Genomic DNA, 14,373 nt, shown 5'->3' with positions numbered 1-14,373 from the left:
TTAGGCCTGCAAATCAATCCGTTAAAAAACGAGCTGCACCATACCAAAAACTGTGCAGTCACTTTAGTGGGATTTTCTCGAATGGTTGTCCTTGAGGGTCAAAACGACGGTCGGCTTTTTCTTTGACTCGTGCGTTTTGCTCAAGATTGATATTCCGATTCATGCATTTTTCTTGTAGATGAGCCTGTAGATACTGGGTGCATGTCATTCCATTTTGTTGTTTGGGAGTCTTTTCATGCATCCACGATTTCAACGATTACTCGGCTCGAATGGATTTTCCATCGGACTGGAACTGCCGCTGGATAACGATTGGTCCAGTGATGGACAGCGGCTGCGGATCGCTCAGGATCGTCCTTTTGGTGTCCCCGACTTGAAGCAGCACGCCGCGATGGCACGTTTGGCTGACAACGCCGGTTTTCGCGCACTTTGGGTACGTGATGTGCCGGTTTACGACCCCAACTTTGGCGACGCTGCACAGGTCTTTGAGACCTTTTCTTACCTTGGGTATTTGGCCGGGATTACGGAGAACATCATGCTCGGTACAGCAGCGGTTGTGCTGCCATTGCGTCAGCCTTGGCTAACGCTCAAGGCCGCCAACAGTGTTGATGAACTGAGTGACGGGCGTCTGCTCCTTGGGGTGGCCAGTGGTGACCGGCCGATGGAGTATCCGTTGTTTGGGGTGGATTACGATCAGCGCGGGGAGATCTTTCGCGATACGGTTGAATTGATCCGTAGCCAGGGTGAAGGTCGTTTACCTGAGGGCGCTCGCCTGTTACCGGAGCGAGATCAGCCTATGCCACTGCTGGTTGCAGGTCTTGGTCAACAATCACCGGCCTGGATTGGTGAGCACATGGATGGTTGGCTCGCCTACCCTGGTACGCCGGATGAGCACCGACGTCGAGTGGGGCTGTGGCGGGAAGTTGGAGGCGATAAGCCTTATATCAGCTTCGTACACTTGGACCTGACTGCTAATCCTCATACCCCCATGCGACGTGTGCGCTTCGGTGGCAGTTGTGGACGGCTGGCCTTGATTGATGAGCTTCAGGCGTTACGTGAGGCTGGTGTGCAGCATGTCGGCTTGCACATGCGTCGTAGCGAACGCCCTGTGGCAGAGGTTATTGAAGAGATAGCTGAATACGTTCTGCCAAAGTTTCACTAACGATGCTGCTGAAACCTGGGATAGCCCGTCGGCTATCCTTTTTTGTCACGCCACTTTCCTGCGGAAAAAACAAAACCCCTACCTGCATACGCAGATAGGGGTTTCGGAATTTAATCTTGACGATGACCTACTCTCACATGGGGAAACCCCACACTACCATCGGCGATGCATCGTTTCACTGCTGAGTTCGGGATGGGATCAGGTGGTTCCAATGCTCTATGGTCGTCAAGAAATTCGGTAGCCAGGTCGTTTGCCTTACGGCGCACGCTCCAGCGAATGGGTATGTGATAGATCTCGGTGTTTGTGAACAATCGAACTTTCGGTTCGTTTCGTCTTCACACACCGCAATCTGGTGCCTTTTCAGGTCAGCAAATTGCTTGGGTGTTATATGGTCAAGCCTCACGGGCAATTAGTATTGGTTAGCTCAACGCCTCACAGCGCTTACACACCCAACCTATCAACGTCGTAGTCTTCGACGGCCCTTCAGGGGACTCAAGGTCCCAGTGAGATCTCATCTTGAGGCTAGTTTCCCGCTTAGATGCTTTCAGCGGTTATCTATTCCGAACATAGCTACCCGGCAATGCCACTGGCGTGACAACCGGAACACCAGAGGTTCGTCCACTCCGGTCCTCTCGTACTAGGAGCAGCCCCTCTCAAATCTCAAACGTCCACGGCAGATAGGGACCGAACTGTCTCACGACGTTCTAAACCCAGCTCGCGTACCACTTTAAATGGCGAACAGCCATACCCTTGGGACCGGCTTCAGCCCCAGGATGTGATGAGCCGACATCGAGGTGCCAAACACCGCCGTCGATATGAACTCTTGGGCGGTATCAGCCTGTTATCCCCGGAGTACCTTTTATCCGTTGAGCGATGGCCCTTCCATACAGAACCACCGGATCACTAAGACCTACTTTCGTACCTGCTCGACGTGTCTGTCTCGCAGTCAAGCGCGCTTTTGCCTTTATACTCTACGACCGATTTCCGACCGGTCTGAGCGCACCTTCGTACTCCTCCGTTACTCTTTAGGAGGAGACCGCCCCAGTCAAACTACCCACCATACACTGTCCTCGATCCGGATAACGGACCTGAGTTAGAACCTCAAAGTTGCCAGGGTGGTATTTCAAGGTTGGCTCCACGCGAACTGGCGTCCACGCTTCAAAGCCTCCCACCTATCCTACACAAGCAAATTCAAAGTCCAGTGCAAAGCTATAGTAAAGGTTCACGGGGTCTTTCCGTCTAGCCGCGGATACACTGCATCTTCACAGCGATTTCAATTTCACTGAGTCTCGGGTGGAGACAGCGCCGCCATCGTTACGCCATTCGTGCAGGTCGGAACTTACCCGACAAGGAATTTCGCTACCTTAGGACCGTTATAGTTACGGCCGCCGTTTACCGGGGCTTCGATCAAGAGCTTCGCGTTAGCTAACCCCATCAATTAACCTTCCGGCACCGGGCAGGCGTCACACCCTATACGTCCACTTTCGTGTTTGCAGAGTGCTGTGTTTTTAATAAACAGTCGCAGCGGCCTGGTATCTTCGACCGGCATGGGCTTACGCAGTAAATGCTTCACCCTCACCGGCGCACCTTCTCCCGAAGTTACGGTGCCATTTTGCCTAGTTCCTTCACCCGAGTTCTCTCAAGCGCCTTGGTATTCTCTACCCAACCACCTGTGTCGGTTTGGGGTACGGTTCCTGGTTACCTGAAGCTTAGAAGCTTTTCTTGGAAGCATGGCATCAACCACTTCGTGTTCTAAAAGAACACTCGTCATCAGCTCTCGGCCTTAGAATCCCGGATTTACCTAAGATTCCAGCCTACCACCTTAAACTTGGACAACCAACGCCAAGCTGGCCTAGCCTTCTCCGTCCCTCCATCGCAATAACCAGAAGTACAGGAATATTAACCTGTTTTCCATCGACTACGCTTTTCAGCCTCGCCTTAGGGACCGACTAACCCTGCGTCGATTAACGTTGCGCAGGAAACCTTGGTCTTTCGGCGTGGGTGTTTTTCACACCCATTGTCGTTACTCATGTCAGCATTCGCACTTCTGATACCTCCAGCAAGCTTCTCAACTCACCTTCACAGGCTTACAGAACGCTCCTCTACCGCATCACCTAAGTGATACCCGTAGCTTCGGTGTATGGTTTGAGCCCCGTTACATCTTCCGCGCAGGCCGACTCGACTAGTGAGCTATTACGCTTTCTTTAAAGGGTGGCTGCTTCTAAGCCAACCTCCTAGCTGTCTAAGCCTTCCCACATCGTTTCCCACTTAACCATAACTTTGGGACCTTAGCTGACGGTCTGGGTTGTTTCCCTTTTCACGACGGACGTTAGCACCCGCCGTGTGTCTCCCATGCTCGGCACTTGTAGGTATTCGGAGTTTGCATCGGTTTGGTAAGTCGGGATGACCCCCTAGCCGAAACAGTGCTCTACCCCCTACAGTGATACATGAGGCGCTACCTAAATAGCTTTCGAGGAGAACCAGCTATCTCCGAGCTTGATTAGCCTTTCACTCCGATCCACAGGTCATCCGCTAACTTTTCAACGGTAGTCGGTTCGGTCCTCCAGTTAGTGTTACCCAACCTTCAACCTGCCCATGGATAGATCGCCCGGTTTCGGGTCTATTCCCAGCGACTAGACGCCCTATTAAGACTCGCTTTCGCTACGCCTCCCCTATTCGGTTAAGCTCGCCACTGAAAATAAGTCGCTGACCCATTATACAAAAGGTACGCAGTCACCCAACAAAGTGGGCTCCCACTGCTTGTACGCATACGGTTTCAGGATCTATTTCACTCCCCTCTCCGGGGTTCTTTTCGCCTTTCCCTCACGGTACTAGTTCACTATCGGTCAGTCAGTAGTATTTAGCCTTGGAGGATGGTCCCCCCATATTCAGACAAAGTTTCTCGTGCTCCGTCCTACTCGATTTCATGACTAAGAGATTTTCGCGTACAGGGCTATCACCCACTATGGCCGCACTTTCCAGAGCGTTCCGCTAATCTCAAAGCCACTTAAGGGCTAGTCCCCGTTCGCTCGCCACTACTAAGGGAATCTCGGTTGATTTCTTTTCCTCAGGGTACTTAGATGTTTCAGTTCCCCTGGTTCGCCTCTTAAGCCTATGTATTCAGCTTAAGATAACCATCTTATGATGGCTGGGTTCCCCCATTCAGACATCTCCGGATCAAAGTCTGTTTGCCGACTCCCCGAAGCTTTTCGCAGGCTACCACGTCTTTCATCGCCTCTGACTGCCAAGGCATCCACCGTATGCGCTTCTTCACTTGACCATATAACCCCAAGCAATCTGGTTATACTGTGAAGACGACATTCGCCGAAAATTCGATAATACTCAATTAAGAGCAACTCACAAATTTTACCTTAGCCTGATCCGCTACCAGTGAAAGTAACGTTCAGTCTATCTTTCTATCACATACCCAAATTTTTAAAGAACGATCTAATCAAAGACTAGAAATCAATATTCACACCGGAATATTCATTTCTAAACTCTAACAGCAGAAGCAGTTATATGGTGGAGCCAAACGGGATCGAACCGTTGACCTCCTGCGTGCAAGGCAGGCGCTCTCCCAGCTGAGCTATGGCCCCATAACAAAATTGGTGGGTCTGGGCAGATTCGAACTGCCGACCTCACCCTTATCAGGGGTGCGCTCTAACCAACTGAGCTACAGACCCAATTTCGAGCGCGCAACTGTTAGCTTGGAGCTATCAGCTTGGAGCTTAAAGCTGCTTCTATCGTCTTCTTCAATGAATCAAGCAATTCGTGTGGGAACTTATGGAGCAGCTGATGTCGTCGATTAAGGAGGTGATCCAGCCGCAGGTTCCCCTACGGCTACCTTGTTACGACTTCACCCCAGTCATGAATCACACCGTGGTAACCGTCCTCCCGAAGGTTAGACTAGCTACTTCTGGTGCAACCCACTCCCATGGTGTGACGGGCGGTGTGTACAAGGCCCGGGAACGTATTCACCGCGACATTCTGATTCGCGATTACTAGCGATTCCGACTTCACGCAGTCGAGTTGCAGACTGCGATCCGGACTACGATCGGTTTTCTGGGATTAGCTCCACCTCGCGGCTTGGCAACCCTCTGTACCGACCATTGTAGCACGTGTGTAGCCCAGGCCGTAAGGGCCATGATGACTTGACGTCATCCCCACCTTCCTCCGGTTTGTCACCGGCAGTCTCCTTAGAGTGCCCACCATTACGTGCTGGTAACTAAGGACAAGGGTTGCGCTCGTTACGGGACTTAACCCAACATCTCACGACACGAGCTGACGACAGCCATGCAGCACCTGTCTCAATGTTCCCGAAGGCACCAATCCATCTCTGGAAAGTTCATTGGATGTCAAGGCCTGGTAAGGTTCTTCGCGTTGCTTCGAATTAAACCACATGCTCCACCGCTTGTGCGGGCCCCCGTCAATTCATTTGAGTTTTAACCTTGCGGCCGTACTCCCCAGGCGGTCAACTTAATGCGTTAGCTGCGCCACTAAGAGCTCAAGGCTCCCAACGGCTAGTTGACATCGTTTACGGCGTGGACTACCAGGGTATCTAATCCTGTTTGCTCCCCACGCTTTCGCACCTCAGTGTCAGTATCAGTCCAGGTGGTCGCCTTCGCCACTGGTGTTCCTTCCTATATCTACGCATTTCACCGCTACACAGGAAATTCCACCACCCTCTACCATACTCTAGCTTGTCAGTTTTGAATGCAGTTCCCAGGTTGAGCCCGGGGATTTCACATCCAACTTAACAAACCACCTACGCGCGCTTTACGCCCAGTAATTCCGATTAACGCTTGCACCCTCTGTATTACCGCGGCTGCTGGCACAGAGTTAGCCGGTGCTTATTCTGTCGGTAACGTCAAAACAGATACGTATTAGGTAGCTGCCCTTCCTCCCAACTTAAAGTGCTTTACAATCCGAAGACCTTCTTCACACACGCGGCATGGCTGGATCAGGCTTTCGCCCATTGTCCAATATTCCCCACTGCTGCCTCCCGTAGGAGTCTGGACCGTGTCTCAGTTCCAGTGTGACTGATCATCCTCTCAGACCAGTTACGGATCGTCGCCTTGGTGAGCCATTACCTCACCAACTAGCTAATCCGACCTAGGCTCATCTGATAGCGCAAGGCCCGAAGGTCCCCTGCTTTCTCCCGTAGGACGTATGCGGTATTAGCGTCCGTTTCCGAGCGTTATCCCCCACTACCAGGCAGATTCCTAGGCATTACTCACCCGTCCGCCGCTCGCCACCAGGTACAAGTACCCGTGCTGCCGCTCGACTTGCATGTGTTAGGCCTGCCGCCAGCGTTCAATCTGAGCCATGATCAAACTCTTCAGTTCAAACATCTTTGGGTTTTTAAGAAACCCTAAACTTGGCTCAGCAATCGTTGGTTACATCTTTGATTTCTCGCGGAGTAACTTGTGATGCTGATAATCTTGTTGACTATCAGTCTGACTCCACAAGCACCCACACGAATTGCTTGATTCAGTTGTTAAAGAGCGGTTGGTTAAGATCTTTCGTCTCAACCGAGGCGCGCATTCTACAGCAGCCTCTGTTGCTGTCAAGCGGTTATTTTCAGAAGTTTTCAAAGTTTCCTTTGCAACTTCAACCACTTGCGCTTCCGATCTCTCGTTAGCGGGAGGCGAATTCTACAGCGTTACTCGCTGCTGTCAACACCTCTTTTTCTCCGCTTTCGACCGAGAAGATCGAACCGTCAACCAAGCCAAACAACCCCGCCTGATCAACTCCTTCTGGGCTTCGATGACCTGAAGCAACTCGCTGTCGAAAACTGCGTAACTCTTTGTTTACCAAGGAGTTTTCCGTTTCGACTGCGCCGGAAGTGGGGCGAATTATAGACTTCCAGAATCTGCCGTCAACCCCTGATTTGGCTTTTCTATCAGGATGCCCAAAATCGTTGCTTATATATAGACGCGACCGTCGCGAATGCGCAATATATTGCCCAAACCATAGAACAACACTTTCGCTTCCCACTTCGGACGATGCCACGCTATGAATGACCATCCCCGCAGCCTCGTCTCGACCCTGTTCTCCGTGGGCCTGCTTTTAATAGCCATGGCGTCGATCCAGTCCGGCGCCTCATTGGCCAAAAGCATGTTCCCGATTATCGGCGCTCAGGGGACCACCACCCTGCGGCTGCTCTTCGCCAGCGTGATCATGCTGATCCTGTTGCGCCCATGGCGGGCGAAGCTCACCGCAAAGTCCTTGCGTACCGTTATCGTCTACGGGATGGCACTGGGCGGCATGAACTTCCTCTTCTATATGTCTTTGCGCACCGTCCCCCTGGGTATTGCCGTCGCCCTGGAGTTCACCGGGCCACTGGCGGTGGCTATCTATGCCTCACGCCGCGCAATCGACTTTTTGTGGATTGCCCTGGCGGCTATCGGCTTGCTGCTATTGATACCGACAGGAGCGACAAGTGCGGGAATCGACCTGGCAGGCGCCAGTTATGCCTTGGGTGCAGGCGTGTGCTGGGCGCTTTACATCCTGTTCGGCCAGAAGGCCGGCGCCGACAATGGCGTACAGACCGCTGCACTGGGAGTGATGATTGCCGCACTGTTCGTCGCGCCTATCGGCATCGTCCATGCCGGTGCCGCCCTGCTGACTCCGTCATTGATCCCCGTGGCCATCGCTGTCGCCCTTCTGTCCACCGCCCTGCCCTATACGCTGGAGATGGTCGCGCTCACCCGAATGCCAACCCGGACTTTCGGCACATTGATGAGCATTGAACCGGCTATTGGCGCGCTGTCTGGTCTGCTGTTTCTCCACGAATACCTCACACTGTCACAGTGGATGGCGATCATGTGCATCATTCTGGCTTCCGTGGGGGCGACCATGACCATGGGAAGTGCTGCCAAGCCCGCGGTCGCGGCGGATTGATACAGGATTTGACGCAGGTCTGGTATTTGCCGCTCAATTAGGCCATGTTTAGGCCCGCAACCGAATGTCATCCAAGGATTTTTCAGGATAGGGATATCAGAACGCTTCAATCGAAAGCGAATGCAGCCACACCCGGGCGCGAGATCCGGGAGCGCTATAAGGACAGTAATGAAACGAATTTTGCTATTGATTGCCGTGCTCGCAATTGCGGGTTGCGCGGCGACATCGAAAACACAAGTCAAACATGGCAAGAAAGGGCTGCATATCAATTGTTCAGGGCTTTCGTCATCCTGGGACAAGTGCTACACCAGCGCCGCCAACTCGTGCGCGCCCAAGGGTTACAAGGTCATCGCCAAGTCGGGAGATGCCGTGGAAGAACCAGGTGATTATCCATTTGGTCTCAACCCTGCCGGCTATACCAGCCGAAGCATGATCGTCATTTGCAAATAGGTTGATGCCGCCCGGCAATCTGGCGGCCAATCTCATCGTAACTGGACTTCAGCACGGTGCGCTGGATGTCGGGAGTGGCCAGCATTCGCGCCACGACCAAGGCACCGATGCATTGCGACAGAATCGCCCACGCCAGACTGTCGCTTTCCAGAATACTTGCCCAACGCTCCTGCAGCCGACAAATCCAGACCTCCGCCTCCTGGCGAACAGCGATATCTGAACGAGCAATTTCGGCTCCCAATACCGGTAATGCACAACCGGACTCCGGGTGCTCGACATGGGCCATGCTCAGATAATGCTTCAGGCAACGTTCGAGCCTGTCGCAATCCTGATCAGCACCCAAACGCTCCAGGCTTTGGCACAACTCGCGTTCGACGATCGAAGCGAACAGTTCGTCCTTCGACGAAAAGTGACTGTAGAAAGCAGCACCACTCAAGCCGATCGCCTTCATCAGCCCGTCGACGCCTACCGTGGAAAAACCGGACTTTTTGGCCGACACCGCGCTGCTTGTCAGCAGTTTCTCTCTTGTTTCCAGCTTGTGATTGGCCGAGTAACGCATTGCCTTGCCCTCAGGATTGACTGTCTTGACGCATGCCAAATCCTAGCATAACGTTCGTTCAGTTAACGATCGTTCATCAAAGGGATCTACCCATGAATAATAAGAAGGTCGTACTGGTTGTCGGCGCCGGTGATGCCACCGGCGGCGCGATTGCCAAGCGTTTTGCACAGGAAGGTTTCATTGCCTGCGTCACTCGTCGTAGCGCGGACAAACTCCAGCCATTGGTCGATGCAATCAAGGCCAATGGCGGTGACGCCCACGGATTTGCCTGTGATGCACGTAAGGAAGAGGATGTGATTGCGCTGGTCGAGCAGATTGAGACCGGGATCGGCCCCATCGAAGCGTTTGTTTTCAACATCGGCGCCAATGTGCCGTGCAGCATTCTCGAAGAAACTGCCCGCAAGTATTTCAAGATCTGGGAAATGGCCTGTTTCTCAGGTTTTCTCAATGCCCGTGAAGTGGCCAAGCGGATGGCCAAGCGCCAACGCGGCACGATTCTGTTCACCGGCGCCACCGCTGGCTTGCGCGGAGCGGCAGGATTTGCAGCCTTCGCCGGCGCCAAGCACGGGATTCGCGCACTGGCTCAAAGCATGGCCCGGGAGCTGGGGCCGATGAATATTCACGTTGCCCATGTCGTCGTCGACGGCGCCATCGATACTGATTTCATCCGCAACAGTTTTCCGGAAAAGTACGCGACCAAGGACGAGGACGGCATCCTCAATCCCGAGCACATCGCCGAGAACTATTGGTACTTGCACAGCCAGCCCCGGGACGCGTGGACTTTCGAGCTGGATCTGCGCCCCTGGAACGAACGCTGGTAAGCCCTCCCCCTACAACAATAAGCAGAGCGCACCGACCATGAGCAAAACCGTGGAGTTCTTTTTCGATTTAGGCAGCCCCGCCACCTACCTGGCGTATACCCAATTACCGAAGATCTGCGAGCAGACCGACAGCCAGCTGGTCTACAAACCCATGCTGCTGGGCGGGGTCTTCAAAGCCACGGGCAACGCTTCACCGGCAACCATTCCGGCCAAAGGTCGCTACATGTTTCAGGACCTGGACCGCTACGCCAAACGATACGGCGTGCCACTGAAGTTCAACCCGCACTTCCCTATCAATACCCTGATGCTGATGCGCGCCGTCACCGGTATGCAATTACGTCATCCCGAACGCTTCCACGCGTTTATCGATTGTCTGTTCCACGCACTCTGGGTCGAGGGACGCAGCCTCGATGATCCGGCGACTGTTGCAGCCGTGCTGACGCGAAATGGTTTCGATCCAAACGAAGTACTGGCCCTTACCGCCGATGAGGACGTCAAAGCCGCTCTCAAGGACAACACCGAGCAAGCGGTCCAGCGCGGTGTATTCGGCGCACCGTGCATGTTCATCGGCGATCAGATGTTCTTCGGTCAGGATCGACTGGACTTCGTCCTTGAGGCCCTGCGTTAAATCTCGATGACCAAACGACCTTGAGCCGCTCCACCAGCGAGCAGTTCATGGGCGGCCTCGGCGGTTTGCAATGTGAACTGCCGCGGGTCAAGCAACGGCTTCAGCTTACCGGCCTCAATCAACTTCGCGGCGTCCCGAAGGATCTGTCCGTGGTGCTCGCCGCCCTTGCCAGTCAATAAAGGCAACAAGGTAAACACTCCGGAGTAAGTCGCGGCCCGAAACGACAACGGTGCCAGACTGTGCTGCCCCCATCCGAGACAGCTCACCACATGCCCCTCGTAGACCCGAGCAGCCTTGAAGGAAGCATCCAGCGTTTCACCGCCCACCGTGTCATAGACAATATCGAACCCCTCTCCCCCGTGTGCTCCGCCACATAGTCCTCAACCGAAGACTTGCGGTAGTCGATAAACGTCGCACCGAAGCTTTCGATGATTGCCTGCTGACCCGCAGAGCCCGTGGCGAATACTTCAGCACCGAAAGCCCGGGCTATTTGCACCGCCACGTGCCCGACACCCCCGGCACCGCCATGGATCAGCACCTTCTGACCGGCACGCACTCGAGCCCGGTCTACCAATCCTTCCCATGCGGTAATCAACACCAGGGGCAACCCGGCGGTCTCACGCATACTCAGATTGCCCGGTTTGTGCGCCAGCAGACGCGCATCAACCACCGCGAACTGCGCAAGCGAACCTTGCGCACCGCCGATTCCGGTCGCCATCGCGTAGACCTCATCACCCGGCAGCCATCCACTTACGCCCTCGCCTAACGCCTCAATCGTCCCGGCCAGATCCATGCCCAGCACCGCTGGCAAGGGTTGTCGCGCATGAGCCGCCTGACCCGAACGAATTTTTCCATCCAGCGGATTCACTCCACTGGCTTTGATCCTGACCAACACCTGACCCGGTCCTGGCACAGGTCGCGGGATGGAAACCAAGCGTAACGGCCCGTTGGCCACATCAACAATCAGAGCACGCATTTGAAGTGAGTCAGTCATTTCGCAAATTCCTGTCAGAGGTGGCGGTAGGACGATCTTCCTCTCACTCACTCATGCCGATAAGACGCTGTATCGCTATAGTGACCATGCCCATTTGGCATCAATGAGAAACCCCATGGACAAACTCAATGCAATGGCCATCTTCGTCCGGGTCGTCGAGCGCGGCAGCTTTTCTGCCGTTGCCAGGGAGATGCAGACCAGCCAGCCAACCATCAGTAAAGTGCTAAGGGCGCTGGAAACTGAACTGGGCGGGAAGCTGATTTCCCGCAGCACGCGTCAACTCTCGCTGACTGACGAAGGTCAGCGGTACTACAGCGAGTGCCGACAAATCCTCGCGGCCGTGGACGCGGCGGAACACAGTTTTCATTCAGGACGCGAAACCGTTGCCGGCAACCTGAAGATCGGTTCCTCGGTCAGTTTCGGGCGATTGCAGATTGCACCGCGGCTTCCTGAGTTTCTGAAACAACACCCCCAGGTGCAGATAGACCTGCAACTCAGTGACCAGAATCAGGACCTGGTCAGCGAAGGCCTCGACGTCACGTTCAGAATCGGCGAATTGACCGACAGCGGTCTGATCGCCCGCCGCATAGGCACCACCCACCGAGTGACCGTTGCTGCGCCAGGCTACCTCAAGCAACACGGCCAGCCGCAAACACCAGAAGAACTGCGCGGACACAATTGCCTGCAATTCAACCTGCTGAACAGTCAGAACCTATGGGTTTACGAAAGCGGAGCCCAGCATCATGAGGTGCGGATCAAGGGCAATGCAAAAAGCAACAACTCAGAGGCGATCCGCGAGATGGTGCTGGGAGGATTGGGAATTGCTTTGTCGCCGGTGTGGTTGTTCAGTGAGGATCTGAACGCCGGGCGAGTGACTGCGATTTTGCAGGACTACACCGCGCAGTCGCTGCCGATTCATGCCGTGTCCCCGGCGAATCGTCGCCAATCCGCCAGGGTCAAAGCCTTTGTCGACTACATGAGTCAGGCGCTCGAAACAGCGCCTGAACTCCAACCGGTCAAATAGCTGCAGTCCGGGTGTTCAACCACTCAAGGGCTGCGCCTTCGAGCAACGGGCTCAAGCGCTGGCGCACCTCGGCGTGGTAGGCGTTGAACCACTGCTTTTCGTCGTCAGTCAGCAGCGACGGTTCCAGACAGCGAGTGTCAATCGGGCACAGGGTCAGGGTTTCGAATTTCAGGAACTCACCGAATTCGCTCTTGCCCGCTTCGGTGTTCAACACCAGGTTTTCGATCCGTACACCCCAACGGCCCGGTCGGTAAGTGCCCGGTTCGATGGAGGTAATCATGCCCGGCTGCATCGCAGTTTGCGGTGCTGCGGCGGCCTGATAGGCAATGACCTGCGGGCCTTCGTGCACATTGAGGAAGTAGCCGACGCCGTGACCGGTGCCGTGTCCATAATCAACACTTTCAGCCCAGATCGGCGCGCGGGCAATCGAGTCGAGCAAAGGCGAGAGAATGCCACGAGGGAATTGCGCACGGGACAGCGCGATGACGCCCTTGAGCACCCGCGTGCAATCGCGTTTCTGCTCATCCGTCGGCGTACCGACCGGCACCATCCGCGTGATGTCGGTGGTACCGCCCAGGTATTGGCCGCCGGAGTCGATCAGCAACAGACCGTCGCCTTCGATCACCGCGTGCTCTTCTTCGGTGGCGTGGTAGTGCGGCATCGCGCCATTGGCGTTGAACGCGGCAATGGTGTTGAAACTCAGCGACACATAACCCGGACGTCGGGTACGCGCGGCCGTCAGGTGTTCGTCGATGGTCAGTTCGGTGATGCGCTCACGACCCAACGCCGAGTCCAGCCAGGTGAAGAACTCGCACAGCGCCGCGCCGTCTTGCTCCATGGCCTGACGAATGTGCCCGGCATCGGCCAGGCTTTTCTGTGATTTGGCCAACGTGGTCGGGTTGAGACCTTCGACCAGTTTCACGCCGCTGTTCAGGTTATCCAGCAAACCGGCCGTCACGCGCGCCGGATCGACTTGCAAGCTCGCGCCGCTCGGCACGGCGCGCAAGGCGTCGGCCACTTCGCTGTAATCGCGCAGGGTCACGCCGTCTTGTTCGAGGACCGCACGCAGCTCGGCATCGACCTTGCTCAGGGCCACGAACAGAGTGGCCTGCTCTTGACTGATCAGCGCGAAGGACACGAATACCGGGTTGAACGACACGTCGCCGCCACGCAGGTTGAACAGCCAGGCGATGTCATCCAGGGTGGCGATGAAGTGCCAGTCAGCACCACGATCTTTCAACACCTCACGCAATTTCGCGAGCTTTTCACCCCGACTGACCGTCGCCTGCGGTGGCAAGTGCTGGTAGATCGGCTCATTCGGCAGCGTCGGGCGGTCGCTCCAGACTTCGCTCAACAGGTCGATGTCAGTGCGCAGGCGTGCGCCGCGTTCTTCAAGTTTGCCGCCCAGCGTCCGCGCCGACGCCACGGCCATCACCGCGCCATCTACCGCGACGACACCGCCTTCAGGGGTTTGCTCGGCCAACCAGTCCAGCGGGCCAGGCTGGCCCGGCTGCAGCTTGACCAGTTCAATGCCGCTGCCGTTGAGTTCCTTGCTCGCTTGTTCCCAGTAACGGCTGTCGGCCCAGACGCCGGCAAAGTCCGGGGTCACGATCAGTGTGCCGACCGAGCCATGAAAGCCCGACAACCACTGCCGCCCTTGCCAATAGCCCGGCAGGTATTCCGACAAGTGCGGATCGGCCGACGGCACCAGCAGGGCATGAATGCCCTCCCGGCTCATCAGCTCGCGGGTTTGCGCCAAACGTTGGGGCACCGATCCATTGATCGAAGGCTGCGTACTCATCATGTCTCCTGCTAATCACTTCATCATTATTGTT

At 55.2% G+C, this 14,373-nt stretch carries 8 protein-coding genes, 2 tRNA genes, 3 rRNA genes and 1 pseudogene; 6 read left to right on the top strand and 8 right to left on the bottom strand.

The window, feature by feature from the left end:
- The first annotated feature begins 235 nt into the window (after positions 1–235).
- The gene (locus tag HP062_RS30335) at positions 236–1,159 is read left to right on the top strand and encodes a TIGR03571 family LLM class oxidoreductase (protein ID WP_010458390.1); all 924 of its coding nucleotides are present in this window, start codon (positions 236–238) and stop codon (positions 1,157–1,159) included.
- 114 nt (positions 1,160–1,273) lie between these two features.
- Here the strand turns inward: HP062_RS30335 and rrf are convergent.
- The 5 genes from rrf to HP062_RS30310 all read right to left on the bottom strand — a co-directional run bounded on the left by rrf (position 1,274) and on the right by HP062_RS30310 (position 6,504).
- Positions 1,274–1,389: ribosomal RNA gene (gene rrf / locus HP062_RS30330) — 5S ribosomal RNA — on the bottom strand.
- 158 nt (positions 1,390–1,547) lie between these two features.
- Positions 1,548–4,439: ribosomal RNA gene (locus tag HP062_RS30325) — 23S ribosomal RNA — on the bottom strand.
- Positions 4,440–4,679: 240 nt separating this feature from the next.
- Positions 4,680–4,755: transfer RNA gene (locus HP062_RS30320), tRNA-Ala, on the bottom strand.
- A gap of 10 nt (positions 4,756–4,765) precedes the next feature.
- Positions 4,766–4,842 (bottom strand) — tRNA-Ile (locus HP062_RS30315).
- 123 nt (positions 4,843–4,965) lie between these two features.
- A 16S ribosomal RNA gene (locus HP062_RS30310) occupies positions 4,966–6,504 on the bottom strand.
- The 16S, 23S and 5S rRNA genes sit together here with 2 tRNA genes alongside, the layout of an rRNA operon.
- Before the next feature lie 670 nt (positions 6,505–7,174).
- Between HP062_RS30310 and rhtA the strand changes: the two genes are divergently transcribed.
- Together rhtA and HP062_RS30300 are read left to right on the top strand one after the other, a co-directional pair.
- Positions 7,175–8,062, top strand: coding sequence for a threonine/homoserine exporter RhtA (rhtA, locus tag HP062_RS30305; protein ID WP_010461127.1), 888 nt, complete (start codon positions 7,175–7,177; stop codon positions 8,060–8,062).
- A gap of 168 nt (positions 8,063–8,230) precedes the next feature.
- On the top strand, positions 8,231–8,512 hold the full coding sequence (locus tag HP062_RS30300; RefSeq protein WP_010461128.1) for a hypothetical protein: 282 nt from the start codon (positions 8,231–8,233) through the stop codon (positions 8,510–8,512).
- On the opposite strand, the gene HP062_RS30295 is transcribed toward HP062_RS30300, so the two are convergent.
- On the bottom strand, positions 8,499–9,071 hold the full coding sequence (locus HP062_RS30295; protein WP_077747872.1) for a TetR/AcrR family transcriptional regulator: 573 nt from the start codon (positions 9,069–9,071) through the stop codon (positions 8,499–8,501). The two genes, HP062_RS30300 and HP062_RS30295, sit on opposite strands and share 14 nt — an antisense overlap.
- Positions 9,072–9,163: 92 nt before the next feature.
- Here HP062_RS30295 and HP062_RS30290 point away from each other — a divergent pair, with 92 nt between their 5' ends.
- Together HP062_RS30290 and HP062_RS30285 are read left to right on the top strand one after the other, a co-directional pair.
- Complete coding sequence (locus tag HP062_RS30290; protein WP_172792473.1) at positions 9,164–9,892, top strand: SDR family oxidoreductase; 729 nt, start codon at positions 9,164–9,166, stop codon at positions 9,890–9,892.
- Positions 9,893–9,929: 37 nt separating this feature from the next.
- The gene (locus HP062_RS30285) at positions 9,930–10,520 is read left to right on the top strand and encodes a 2-hydroxychromene-2-carboxylate isomerase (RefSeq protein WP_010461134.1); all 591 of its coding nucleotides are present in this window, start codon (positions 9,930–9,932) and stop codon (positions 10,518–10,520) included.
- Here the strand turns inward: HP062_RS30285 and HP062_RS30280 are convergent.
- Positions 10,517–11,514: pseudogene (locus tag HP062_RS30280) on the bottom strand (zinc-dependent alcohol dehydrogenase family protein). The gene HP062_RS30285 and the pseudogene HP062_RS30280 sit on opposite strands and share 4 nt — an antisense overlap.
- Before the next feature lie 115 nt (positions 11,515–11,629).
- Between HP062_RS30280 and HP062_RS30275 the strand changes: the two are divergent.
- On the top strand, positions 11,630–12,538 hold the full coding sequence (locus HP062_RS30275; protein WP_077747874.1) for a LysR family transcriptional regulator: 909 nt from the start codon (positions 11,630–11,632) through the stop codon (positions 12,536–12,538).
- Here the strand turns inward: HP062_RS30275 and HP062_RS30270 are convergent.
- Entirely contained in the window at positions 12,531–14,339 is a 1,809-nt protein-coding gene (locus HP062_RS30270) for an aminopeptidase P family protein (protein WP_010461140.1), read from the bottom strand. The genes HP062_RS30275 and HP062_RS30270 overlap by 8 nt on opposite strands.
- Positions 14,340–14,373: the final 34 nt, after the last annotated feature.

The sequence above is a fragment of the Pseudomonas sp. B14-6 genome (assembly GCF_013260315.1).
GTDB lineage: Bacteria > Pseudomonadota > Gammaproteobacteria > Pseudomonadales > Pseudomonadaceae > Aquipseudomonas > Aquipseudomonas mandelii.
Note: the sequence above shows the minus strand (reverse complement) of the source record. Positions and strands in the feature narration are given on the sequence as shown.

What these genes read in the sequence shown, in the direction of transcription:
- HP062_RS30290 (WP_172792473.1), top strand. Translation starts at nt 9,164, where the DNA reads ATGAATAATAAGAAGGTCGTACTGGTTGTCGGCGCCGGTGATGCCACC.
- HP062_RS30275 (WP_077747874.1), top strand. Translation starts at nt 11,630, where the DNA reads ATGGACAAACTCAATGCAATGGCCATCTTCGTCCGGGTCGTCGAGCGC.
- HP062_RS30300 (WP_010461128.1), top strand. Translation starts at nt 8,231, where the DNA reads ATGAAACGAATTTTGCTATTGATTGCCGTGCTCGCAATTGCGGGTTGC.
- HP062_RS30335 (WP_010458390.1), top strand. Translation starts at nt 236, where the DNA reads ATGCATCCACGATTTCAACGATTACTCGGCTCGAATGGATTTTCCATC.
- HP062_RS30295 (WP_077747872.1), bottom strand. Translation starts at nt 9,071, where the DNA reads ATGCGTTACTCGGCCAATCACAAGCTGGAAACAAGAGAGAAACTGCTG.
- HP062_RS30285 (WP_010461134.1), top strand. Translation starts at nt 9,930, where the DNA reads ATGAGCAAAACCGTGGAGTTCTTTTTCGATTTAGGCAGCCCCGCCACC.
- HP062_RS30270 (WP_010461140.1), bottom strand. Translation starts at nt 14,339, where the DNA reads ATGAGTACGCAGCCTTCGATCAATGGATCGGTGCCCCAACGTTTGGCG.
- rhtA (WP_010461127.1), top strand. Translation starts at nt 7,175, where the DNA reads ATGAATGACCATCCCCGCAGCCTCGTCTCGACCCTGTTCTCCGTGGGC.